At 69.6% G+C, this 11,204-nt stretch carries 10 protein-coding genes; 6 read left to right on the forward strand and 4 right to left on the reverse strand.

What is annotated here, in order from left to right:
* Window positions 1-45: 45 nt before the first annotated feature.
* Together WCE37_RS03635 and WCE37_RS03640 are read left to right on the forward strand one after the other, a co-directional pair.
* Window positions 46-954 (forward strand): PhnD/SsuA/transferrin family substrate-binding protein, encoded by a 909-nt coding sequence (locus WCE37_RS03635; RefSeq protein ID WP_343278180.1) that lies wholly within the window; start codon window positions 46-48, stop codon window positions 952-954.
* Complete coding sequence (locus WCE37_RS03640) at window positions 951-3,080, forward strand: EAL domain-containing protein (protein ID WP_343278181.1); 2,130 nt, start codon at window positions 951-953, stop codon at window positions 3,078-3,080. The genes WCE37_RS03635 and WCE37_RS03640 overlap by 4 nt, the downstream gene beginning before the upstream one ends.
* Window positions 3,081-3,113: 33 nt before the next feature.
* On the opposite strand, the gene WCE37_RS03645 is transcribed toward WCE37_RS03640, so the two are convergent.
* Together WCE37_RS03645 and WCE37_RS03650 are read right to left on the reverse strand one after the other, a co-directional pair.
* Window positions 3,114-3,737 (reverse strand): exopolysaccharide biosynthesis protein, encoded by a 624-nt coding sequence (locus WCE37_RS03645; RefSeq protein ID WP_343278182.1) that lies wholly within the window; start codon window positions 3,735-3,737, stop codon window positions 3,114-3,116.
* A complete protein-coding gene (locus tag WCE37_RS03650; RefSeq protein WP_343278183.1) occupies window positions 3,730-5,037 on the reverse strand; it encodes a hemolysin family protein in 1,308 nt (435 codons plus the stop codon). Before WCE37_RS03650 ends, WCE37_RS03645 begins: the two co-directional genes overlap by 8 nt.
* 274 nt (window positions 5,038-5,311) lie before the next feature.
* Between WCE37_RS03650 and WCE37_RS03655 the strand changes: the two genes are divergently transcribed.
* Together WCE37_RS03655 and WCE37_RS03660 are read left to right on the forward strand one after the other, a co-directional pair.
* Entirely contained in the window at window positions 5,312-5,938 is a 627-nt protein-coding gene (locus WCE37_RS03655; RefSeq protein WP_343256163.1) for a DUF47 family protein, read from the forward strand.
* Window positions 5,939-5,948: 10 nt separating this feature from the next.
* Window positions 5,949-7,076, forward strand: coding sequence for an inorganic phosphate transporter (locus WCE37_RS03660; protein ID WP_343278184.1), 1,128 nt, complete (start codon window positions 5,949-5,951; stop codon window positions 7,074-7,076).
* A gap of 6 nt (window positions 7,077-7,082) precedes the next feature.
* On the opposite strand, the gene WCE37_RS03665 is transcribed toward WCE37_RS03660, so the two are convergent.
* Window positions 7,083-7,493 carry a hypothetical protein gene (locus WCE37_RS03665; RefSeq protein ID WP_343278185.1) on the reverse strand — a complete coding sequence of 137 codons (411 nt, stop codon included), beginning with the start codon at window positions 7,491-7,493 and terminating at the stop codon, window positions 7,083-7,085.
* Window positions 7,494-7,534: 41 nt separating this feature from the next.
* Between WCE37_RS03665 and WCE37_RS03670 the strand changes: the two genes are divergently transcribed.
* On the forward strand, window positions 7,535-7,870 hold the full coding sequence (locus tag WCE37_RS03670; RefSeq protein WP_343278186.1) for an MGMT family protein: 336 nt from the start codon (window positions 7,535-7,537) through the stop codon (window positions 7,868-7,870).
* Between the two features lie 67 nt (window positions 7,871-7,937).
* On the forward strand, window positions 7,938-8,603 hold the full coding sequence (locus WCE37_RS03675; RefSeq protein ID WP_343278187.1) for a rhomboid family intramembrane serine protease: 666 nt from the start codon (window positions 7,938-7,940) through the stop codon (window positions 8,601-8,603).
* Window positions 8,604-8,657: 54 nt separating this feature from the next.
* Here WCE37_RS03675 and WCE37_RS03680 read toward each other — a convergent pair whose 3' ends face one another.
* Window positions 8,658-10,661, reverse strand: a complete 2,004-nt coding sequence (locus WCE37_RS03680) for a M13 family metallopeptidase (protein ID WP_343278188.1) — start codon at window positions 10,659-10,661, stop codon at window positions 8,658-8,660.
* Between the last annotated feature and the right edge of the window lie 543 nt (window positions 10,662-11,204).

Consider the following 11,204-nt stretch of genomic DNA (forward strand, 5'->3'; position numbering starts at 1 on the left):
CTACGCTGCGGCATCTTCTGCAAGCGGGGTCCTGCCGGTATCGCGATGTCCCGCCGCCTTCGCCAGCTGTTGGCCGCGCTGGCCGCATCGCTCGCACTGTGCGTGCCGGTTGCTGCCGCCGAACCCGGTGTGCTCGTGCTTGGACGGATCAGCGACGATCCGGCCGCGCACTATGACCAGCTCAAGCCGATGCTCGACTACGTCGTGGAGCGGATGGCCGATGTCGGCATCCGCGAGGGCCGGATACTCATGGCGCGCGATGCCAGGCAGATGGAAAGCTACCTGCGTCGGGGCCGCGTCGACTGGGTCACCGAGACATCGGCCGGGGCGATGGCGCTCGAAGCGCGCGCCGGCGCGAATGCGATGCTGCTGACCGAGCGCGGTGGCGTTGGCGCCTACCACACGGTCTTTTTCGCCCGTCGCGACAGCGGCATCGAAAGCCTCGGCGACCTGCACGGGCGCAGCCTTGCATTCCAGAACCCCAGCTCCACCAGTGCCTATTACGTGCCGGCGATGGAGATGATCGCGCTCGACATGCCGATGGAGATCCTGCTGTCGCCGTTCGACCGTGCGGCCGAGGGTTCCGTGGGCTACCTGTTCGCACGCTCGGAATTCAACATCTCAAGCTGGGTGCACAAGGGCCTGGTGGATGCGGGCGCCTTCAGCAACGTCGATTTCCAGAACATGCCGGAGAGCTACCGCCGCGACCTGGTGGGCTTCCACGCCAGCGTGGACTACCCGCGGGCGCTGGAGGTGGTGCGCGGAGACCTCGACCCGGCGGTCGCCGGACGCCTGCGGGACGTGCTCGCCAACGCCGCCAACGACCCCGCCGCAAGCGAAGCCCTGCAGCGCTTCTTCGGCACCACGCGCTTCCTGCCGATCGACGCAGGCACGCGCCGGTCGCTGGACGCGCTCCGGGCAGGCGTCGCCCGGGTCGCCGAGGTGCTTGAATGAAATCCGCAAGCGGGCTGTACGCACGTTTTCTGGGCGCCCTGGTGATGGCGCTGCTGGTTGTTCTTTCGGTGATCGCGATGCTTCTGCACCGCCAGGACGTGATGCGCAACGAAGTGCTGCAGCTGAGCGCGGAGTCCATGCATGCGCTGGCCTTCGACCGCTTGGCCGAGCGCTCCGAGGCGCTCGGGGTCGAGCTCGCCACCGGGCTTGTCAATCCGCTGTACTACTTTGACCTGGACGAGATCGGCGTGCTGCTGCGGGCCGTCCTCAAGCAGCCCGATGTCGCCTATGCCGTGGTCTACGACAACGACGGCACGGTCGTCCACGATGGTTCACGCGACATCCGCAGCTACGGCCAGGCGATGGACGATGCGATGGCCTTCGAGGCGGTGACCGCGCGCGCGCCGCACATCCAGGTCAGCGACACGGTGCTCGACGTCGCGGTTCCGCTGTATATCGGCGATGTCCGCCTGGGTGGCCTGCGGGTGGGTTACTCGATGACCTCGGTAGAGGCCGACGAGCAGCGCGCCGTCACCGGAATGGCCGAGCGACTGGCCGCCATCGGCCAGCGCCACGCCGGCTGGATCGCGGCCCTCATGGCCGGGCTGGTACTGCTGGCCATTGGCCTGGGTGCCCTGGTCCAGCGCACATTGGTGCGCCCGGTGCGGCAGCTGGCGGACGCCGCGCGTGAGATCGAGAGCGGAAATTTCGTCGCCGAGCTGCCCGACAGCAGGCGCGCGGACGAGGTCGGTGACCTGGTCCGGGCCTTCGGCCACATGCGCGAAAGCATTGCCCGCCACGATCGCGACATGCGGCGCATGGCCTACACCGACGCGCTCACGGGACTCGCCAACCGGCTGGCCTTCCGCGAGTCGCTGGACCGCAGGCTGATGGAACTGCACGGAGCCGGCCATCAGCTGGCGCTGCTGTTCGCCGACATCGACGACTTCAAGCGCATCAACGACACCCTGGGCCACGACGCCGGCGATGAAGTGCTGGTGCAGTTCGCCAACCGCATCAACGAGACGGTCGAGCGCCTGGGCGGCGACGGCGCGGTCCTGGCGCGCTTTGGCGGCGACGAATTCGTGATCCTGGTCGAGTCCGCCGGCAGCGATGCCGCCGGCATGCGCGAAAAGGCGAGCCGCCTGGCCGATACCCTGGTGGCGGAGCTCAGCCGGCCGATCGTGGTCGGCGGTCGCCAGGTGTTCCTGGGCACCTCGATCGGCATCACCCTGTTCCCGGACGATGCCGCCGGCGCGACCATGCTGATGAAGAACGGCGACATCGCCATGTACCAGGCCAAGGTCGCGGGCAAGAACTGCCATCGCTTCTACAGCCGGGCCATGGACCAGGCCGTAGAGCGCCGGGTGAGCATGGAGCAGGACCTGCGCGGCGCGTGGGAGCGCGGCGAGCTCAGCCTGGCGTACCAGCCGGTCTACCGTCTGGAAGACCGGCGCCTGGTCGGCGCCGAGGCGCTGCTGCGCTGGCAGCATCCCGAAACCGGCATGGTCGCGCCCTCGGTGTTCATCGACGTGGCCGAGCAGAGCGGCCTGATCGAAACCATCGGTCCGCAGGTGCTGCGCCTGGCCTGCAGGGACGCGATGCAGTGGCGCCGCGACTTCCCGGACTCGAACTTGTTCGTTTCGGTGAACGTTTCGCCGCGACAGCTGCGCAACGGCGACCTCGCGGCCCAGGTGGAGCAGACGCTGGCCGACACCGGGCTGCCGGCCGACGGCCTGCACGTGGAGCTGACCGAGACCGCGGTGATCGGCGACGAGCTGCGCGTCAGCAGCCTGCTTGCGCGGCTGCGCGATGCGGGGGTCAAGGTGTGGCTGGACGACTTCGGCACCGGCTTCTCCGGGCTGAGCCACCTGCGCCGGGTGCCGGTGGACGGCGTCAAGATCGACCGCAGCTTCATCGCCGACGTGCTGCGCGATCCGGACGACCTGGCGCTGACCACGGCGATCATCGCCATGGCGCATTCGCTCGGCATCACCGTCGTCGCCGAGGGCGTGGAGAAGGAAGGCCAGTACGAAGTGCTGCGCGAGCGCGGCTGCGATCTTGCACAGGGTTACTGGCTTGGCTATCCGATGAACGTGCACGACTTCCGCGGCCTGTTGTCCTGAGCCCGGCGGGGCGCGCGGCGTAGGCAGGTCGCGCTACAGCAGGCGCTCGACCCACTCGGTGGCCCATGCCGCAAGCGTGCCGCCGGTGATCCCGAAGAACGTGATCGCGGCAAAGCCCGCGCCCCAGGCCACCAGCATCAGCGCGCCGTCGCGCTCGAGCAGCGCCAGCGCATAGGCCAGGAGCAGCACGCCGAATACATAGTTGGTGAACGGGATCGGCAGCGCCAGCAGCAGTCCGAGCAGGAGCAGCAGCAGGCCGGTGACCATGTTCGCCGCGGGATGGTCGATCATGCCCGGCAGGCGCGGGCGGATGACGCGCTCCAGCCGCCCCAGCCACGGCGAGACGCGCTGCTCGAAGCGCGCCAGCGTGCCGCGCCTGGGGCCGCGGTCGGCGATCAGGCGCGGCAGCCACGGGCGGCGCATGCAGACCAGCAGCTGCACACCGATCACGCTGACCAGCGGCCCGCTGAGCGCGCCGGCCACGCCGGGGATCGGCAGGAAGGCGGGCAAGGTGGCGATGAACAGCAGCATGCCGAACAGGCTTCCGCCCAGGCCTTCGGTCACCGAGCGCAGGGTGACCACGTCGTCGGCGGGCCCGGCGGCGAGGGCCGCCAGCACCGCGCGCGCGGTCGCCCGCGGCGGATCCGGCTCAGCCATCGCCCGGCGGGTTGCCCGCGACCCGCTGCAGCAGCAATTTGTCGATGCGTGGGCCGTCGAGGTCGACCACTTCGATGCGCCAGCCGGCCCATTCGAAGTGCTCGCCGGCGCTGGGAATGCGCCCGAAGTGGGCGATGGTCATGCCGGCGGCGGTGTTGTAGTCGTGCTCGTCGGCATGTGGCAGGGGCCTGCCGTCGAACAGCTCGCGCAGCGAATCGGCACCGAGCGCGCCGTCGACCAGCAGCGAGCCATCTTCGCGCACCACCACCAGCGGATGCGAATCCGCGCCCTCGCCGCTGGAGGTGCGGCCGATGACCGCCTCGAGCACGTCGTTGACGCTGATGATGCCGGTGACATCGCCGTATTCGTCGACCACCAGCGCGAGCGACTGCTGCTCTTCGCGCAGGATCTCGATCAGCTTCATCGCCGGCGTTGATTCCGACACGAACAGCGGTTCGCGCAGCTGCTCGAACAGGTCGAACTCGCCCTCCTGGAAACGATCGATCAGCGATTTGACCTCGAGGATCCCGGCCACTTCGTCGTCGCTGCCGCGGTACACCGGATAGCGCGAGAACGGCGTTTCGCGCATGGTCGCCAGGTTGTCCTCCAAGCTCTCTGAGACGTCGAGCCAGGCGATGCGCGTGCGCGGCGTCATCAGGCTGTGCGCATCGCGGTCGCCCAGGTGCAGCACCCGGTTCATCATGTTGCGCTCGTCGGCATCGATCACGCCCTGGGCGTGGCCTTCGCTGACCAGCATCCGGATCTCCTCCTCGGAGATCGCGTTGCGCTCGTCGTCTTTGATGCCCAGCAGGCGCAGCACCGCGCGATTGATCGCACCCAGCGTGAACACCACCGGCTTGGCGACGGTGGCCAGCGCCTCCAGCGGAAGCGCCACCGCGCTGGCGATGGTTTCGGCGTTGGTCAGCGCCAGGCGCTTGGGGATCAGCTCACCGAAGATGACGGTGCCGGCGGTGATCAGGCCGACCGCGGTGCTGATGCCGATCGGGCGCGCGTATTCGGCCGCCGAAGGCGCCAGGCCGCGGACCCACTCGGCGACCTGCAGGCCGATGGCCTCGCCGCCGAACAGGCCGGTGAGCACGCCGATCAGGGTGATGCCGACCTGCACCGTGGAGAGCAGGTTGTCCGGGTGCTCGGCCAGCTTCAGGGCGGCGCGCGCACCGCGGCTGGTCTCGGCCAGCTGGCGCAGGCGTGAGGTCCGAGCGGTCACCAGCGCCATCTCCGACATGGCGAAGAAGCCGTTCAGCACGATCAGCGCGGCGACGATGAGCAGCTCGATCATTGCGCCAGCCCCCCGGTCCAGGGGCGGTGGCGGTTGGCGGTGCAGGGGCTTGGCAGCGCGGCGGGGCGGGGGCGCGGGCAGCGCTGCGGAAGTCTGGGGTCGTCGTCCATGGTGGTCCGTGAAACAGGGTGCGCCGGGCGCACGGGGCGATCATAGCAGGCGGCCTGCGGGCCCGGCGGGCGCCGCCGGGGTGGGCGTATTGTCACGATGCGGTCATAATTCCGCGTCCGCCGGCCACGCGCGGACCCCGCATTCCCCGACGAGGCGACGCGCCATGTTTTCCCTGCAGACCATGTTCGGCCAAGGCAAGCAGTTCTACACGCTGCTGGAGGAGGCCGCGCAGGCCGCACAGGATGCCGCCGTGGCCCTCCACCAGATGCTGCGCGAGGCCGACCGCCAGCCCGCGCTGGACGCCTTCAAGCTGGCCCGCCTGCGCGAGCGCGAGGCCTCCAACAAGATCAGCCAGGCGCTGGTGGACAGCTTCATCACGCCCATCGAGCGCGAGGACATCGAGGCCCTGGGTTCGGCGCTGTACAAGATCCCCAAGCAGATCGAGAAGTTCGCCGACCGCTATGCGCTGGCCACCCAGCACCTGGGCCACATCGACTTCGCGCCGCGCGCGGCGATGCTGGAGCAGGCTGCCGGCGTGGTGGTGAAGATGGTCAAGCAGCTGCGCCACCTGAAGCTCGAGCCGATGAAGGCGCTCAACGACGAACTGCGCGCGCTCGAGAACGAAGCCGACCGGCTGATGCTGGAGCTCTACCGCGACCTCTATTCCGGCCGGCTCGACGCCCAGCAGATGTTCCTGCTCAAGGAGTTCTTCGAGATCCTCGAAAAGGCCATCGACCGCTGCCGCGAGGCCGGCGTGGTGGCATTCGAAATCGTGCTGAAGAACAGCTGAGGCCGGCGCCATGCTCACCCTGGTGCTGGTCGTGATCCTGGTCGCGCTCGCGTTCGAATACATCAACGGGTTCCACGACACGGCGAATTCCATCGCCACCGTGGTCGCGACCAAGGTGCTTTCGCCGATGCAGGCCGTCGGCCTGGCGGCAAGCATGAACCTGATCGGTGCGCTGGCCGGCACCGCGGTGGCCAAGACCATCGCCTCGGGGCTGATCGACGCCGGCGTGGTCGAGGTCGGCTCGCAGCTGATCCTGTGCGCGCTGCTCGGCGGCATCACCTGGAACCTGATCACCTGGTGGTTCGGGCTGCCGTCCTCGTCCTCGCACGCGTTGATCGGCGGGCTGATCGGCGCGGCGCTGGCGGCCACCAGCAACAACTGGGACTCGATCATCTGGTCTGAGCCGGCGGAACCTGTCTACCGCAGCGCCGGCGTGCTGTGGAAGGTGATCGTGCCGATGGTGAGTTCGCCGGTGCTGGGCTTCACCGCCGGCTTCCTGATGATGGGCGTGCTGTTCTTCGTGATCTCGATGATGGCGCGCAGCGGCGGCTGGCTTGCCCGGATCGCGCGGCCGCGCTGGGTGAACGGCTTCTTCGGCAAGGCGCAGATCGTGAGCGCCGCCGGCATGGGCTTCGCGCACGGCATGAACGACGCGCAGAAGACCATGGGCATCATCGCGCTGGCGCTGGTCAGCGCACAGTCGGCGGGCACGCTTGACGCGCTGCCGGGCTGGCTGGCCTTCCTGCACCCTTCCGAAAGCGCGCTGGCAGAGGGCGACATCGACCTCTGGATCAAGTTCACCTGCGCGCTGGTGATGGCCGCGGGCACCGCCGCCGGCGGCTGGCGGATCATCAAGACCCTGGGCCACAAGCTGGTCAAGCTGCATCCGATCCACGGCTTCGCGGCGGAAACCAGCGCCGCCTCGGTGATCCTGGCGGCTTCCTCGCTGGGCATCCCGGTGTCCACGACCCACAACATCTCGACCGCGATCATGGGCGTGGGCACGGCCAAGCGGCTCAATGCCATCAAGTGGACCGTGGTCGAGAAGATGATCGGCGCCTGGATCCTGACCATCCCGATGTCGGGTGGCATCGCCTACGGTCTGTACAAGCTGCTGGGCTGGCTGGGCTGGCTGTAGGCGCCGCTACAGCAGGTCGCCGTCGGCACTGAGCAGGCGTTCCAGGCGGTCGCCCATGCCGCCGATCTCCAGCACCAGGCGTCCGAGTTCGGCCGCGTCCAGGCCGTCGTAGGGGCGGTTCTCGCACAGCTGCAGGTAGGGCACGTCGTCGAGCTTGCCGATGGCGAGGTAGCCGACGCGGCTGTCCCAGTTGAAGGCGAGTGCGCGGCGCGCGTCGATGCCGGTGATCGGCGCCACGGCAGTGCTCACGCGCAGGTAGCAGCGCCGGTCGTCGTCGTGGAGTTCGGAGAGGAAAATCGCCTGGTGGCGTCGGCCACCGTCGAGGCTGAGCTCGACGCCGATCACGAACGTCTCGTCGACCGGGGTCCGGAAGCCGTCGGCCGCCAGTTGGCGGCGGACCTGTTCGAAGTTCTGCATGGGATTCCCGCGGAAGTGGACGGGATGGCTATCCTAGCGCAATGGAGCATCCGGACCCGGCCGCGCGCATCCTCGCCTCCGTTCGCGCGATCCCGCGCGGCGAGGTCGCGGGCTACGGCGAGGTCGCCCGCCGCGCCGGGCTTCCCGGGCGCGCGCGCTGGGTGGCGAAGCTCCTTGCCGGCAGCGACGATCCGTCGCTGCCCTGGCACAGGGTGCTGCGCAGCGACGGGCGGATCGCGTTCCCGCCCGGCTCGGCGGCGTGGACCGAGCAGGTGCGGCGCCTGCGGGCCGAAGGCGTTGCGGTTGCCGCGGGGCGCGCTTGCGCGTCCGCGCGCAAGGCGACTTCGCTGGACGCGGAGGTCTGGGGGCCAGGCTAGCGGCCTCCAGCGGCCGGGCCGGGCGACGTAAACGCTATCATTGCCGGCGCACGCGCAAGGACCCCGAATGCTCACCAACCTGCCGCCCGTCACCAAGGGCCTGCTGATCGCCAACGCCGGCGTCTTCCTGCTCCAGAGCCTGCTCGGGGCCGCGGCCTTCGCGCCGCTGATGCTGTGGCCGCCGGGAGTGGACGCGTTCATGAGGATGGCGGGCGTGCCGGGCTTCTGGCCATGGCAACTGGTCACCTATGGCTTCCTGCACGGCGACCTGGCGCACCTGCTGTTCAACATGCTGGCGCTGGTGATGTTCGGGGCACAACTGGAATACACCTGGGGCCCCAGGCGCTTCCTCACCTATTTCCTGGTCTGCGTGGTCGGCGCGGGGCTCTGCCAGTTGGGCATCGTGAGCTGGACGCTGGCCCAGGGCGGGCAGCCGTATCCGACGCTGGGTGCTTCCGGCGGCGTGTTCGGCCTGCTGCTGGCCTACGGCATGCTGTTTCCGCACCAACGGGTGATGCTGCTGATCCCGCCGATCCCGATGAAGGCGCGCACGCTCGCCATCGTCTTCGGCGTGATCACTCTGGTGATGGGCATCACCGGCCGGCAGCCGAACGTGGCCCACTTCGCGCACCTTGGCGGCATGCTGTTCGGCTGGCTGCTGATCCGCTACTGGCGCGGCCAGCCGCCCTTCGGCCGCGGCCCGCGCCGCAGGCCCCCGGCGCGGCGCTTCTGAGCCATCGCCGCGCCGCGCCCCATGGGCCGCGGCGCGCTTTGAAGCAGGCCGGCGTCAGCGCCAGACGCCGACGCGCTCGTCCTCTTTGCGGACCATGGCGTTGCCCGCCTTGCAGCCCCATGTCGCGGTGAACGCGGGCAGGTTGGACAGGGGGGCGTTGATGCGCCATTTACCGGGCGCCTGCACGGCGGTGCCGGCGCGCTGCTCGGCTACCGCGGGCGACACCTGTTCGCTCCACACCCCGGCCCATGCGTTGAAGAAGGCCTTCTTGCCGTCCTCGCCGGCCTCCGGCAGGGCATGGCTGAAGGCGTCCCAGGCGATCTCGACCGCGGCGATGTCGGCGGCGTTCTCGTCGGCGCTCCTGCTGCCGTCGAGCTTGCGCCCGGGCAGCCCCGGGTAGTCGAGGTTGCCGTACTGCGCCGCAAGCACGTTCAGGCGGTCGTTCCAGGCCGTCGCCGTTCCCGGCGTCCACCAGTCGCGGATTTCGCCGCGGGCGTCGACACGTCGGCCCTTGCCGTCGACTGCGTGGCTGAGTTCGTGCGCGACCAGGGCGCCGAATGCACCGTAGTGCGCGGCGCCGTCGAGCGACATGTCCAGCACCGGGGGCTGCAGCATCGCGGCCGAAACCAGCAGGCGGTTGTGGGCGGCGTCGTAGGCCAGCGCCGGCTCCTGCGGCAGCACCGGCCAGCGGCGCTGGGCATTGCCGCGGCCGATGCGCCGCATCTCCTCGCGGTGGTGCCAGGTGGAGGCGATCAGCATGTTGCCGCCGAAGCTGCCGCGGCCCATCGGCTGCACGGTGTAGTCGATGTTTCGCACCGGTGCGCCGATCTCGATGCCGAGGCCCTTGACCTTGGCGACCGCTTCGGCGCGGGTCGCGTCGTCCATCCACGGCGCGCGTTCGACCGCGCGCATGAGGGCGTCGCGGACTTCCCCTGCCACCGCTTCGGCGCGGCTGCGGCTGGCCGGCGGCAGGTAGCGGGCGACGTACTCGCGCGCGACCATCTGGCCGGCGGCGTGGTTGATCGCCTGCAACACGAGCTGCTCGCGCGACGGCTGCGCAGCCTCGCCGCGCAGCACGCGGCCGCGGAAGTCGAAGGCGGCGTCGCGGAAGCCACTGGACAGGTAGGGCGCCATCGCGTCGCCGACGTGGAAGCGCAGATAGGTCTTCCACTGTGCCGGCTTGACGCTGCCGACGATGCCGTCGAGGGCGGTGAACAGCTCGGGGTTGGCAATCGATACGCTGTCGTCGGCAACGCCCTGGGCGGCCAGGAATTCGGACAGCTGCAGGCGTTTGTACGCCTTGTCCAAGCCTTCGGTAGGCACCAGCGCGTAGTTCCCGCGCGGGTCGCGCAGCGAGGCCACCGGCAGCGATGCGCGCGCGATGCGCGTCTCGATGTCGATGACCGCCTGCGCCTCGGCCGCAAGCTCGGCCTCGGTGGTGCCGGTCAGCGCCAGGATCTTCTGTACATAGCTGTTGTAAAGGCCCAGCAGGGCGCGCGAGTCCGCGTCCTCGCGTGTGTAATACGCGGGGTCGGGCAGGCCCGTGCCGCCCTGGGCAAAGTAGCCGATGTGGCGGTCCAGGTCGGCAAGGTCGAGGTCGGCGCTGAAGTTGAACACCACCGGGATCCCGACCTGGTGCAGGGCGGCGATTGCCGGCGGGATGTCCTTGGCGCGCTTGATGCCGTTGATGCGGTCGAGCAGGGGCGCGATCGGCCGGGCGCCGTCGGCTTCGACCGCGGCCTGGTCAAGGCCGCTGGCCCAGAAGTCGCCGAGCAGGGTCTGCACGGGGCCCTGGGGGGCGTTCATCGCCGTGGACAGGAGTTCGCGCTGCTGCTCGAGCACGCGCGCCTGGAGCTGGCCCAGCGCGGATACCGCGCCGATGTCCGGCACCGGGTTGGCGGTCAGCCAGTTCTGGTTGGCAAACGCATCGAAGTCGCCGCAGGCGGTGGGGCCGGCGGGCGCGCGCGCGGTGCGGCGCTGTGCGTCGGCATCCGGGGACACCAGGCCGATGACGAGGCTGGCGGTGAGCGCGAAGGCGAGCGGGGCGTACTTGGGCATCGTGGAGTCCGGCAAAAGGGCAGGGGCAGTCTAGCAACTGGGCGGGCAGGGATTGATGGCTGCGCGTGTCGGCAACATGAACGGCGACGGTGGTCGCGCAAGCAAAAAAGTTCTTCTCCCGACTGCGTGGGCTTCCGGGTGATTGCTCCGGGAGGGTGCGCGCTGCCCGCCGTGGAGGCAGGGGGGATGCCCAGCCGGAATATGCGCATCCTGCTCCCAGTTCCGGCCGCCGGCCATCCATGGCCGGCTCTGGGCATCCCCCCCGCCTCCACGGCGGGCCCGGACCTCTTGCGCGGTGCTGGACGAGGGCAACGTCGACGCAGATGTCGCAACCGGGCGGATCGTCACCGGATCAAACGGCACAGCCACGCCAGGGCGACCCCTACGATCGCGAGCGCGCCCGCTCTTGATCTTCGACCCGAAGCAGGAAAACGCCACGGCCCGTCCCGCGCACAGGGGGGTGTGCGGAGAGCCGGCCATGGATGGCCGGCGCCCGGCCGCTGGGAGCAGGACGCGGAGACGGCCGGCGCAGCACACCCCCCT

Origin of the sequence: Luteimonas sp. MJ250 (assembly GCF_039548455.1) — a bacterium.
In the GTDB taxonomy this organism is placed as follows: Bacteria; Pseudomonadota; Gammaproteobacteria; order Xanthomonadales; family Xanthomonadaceae; genus Luteimonas.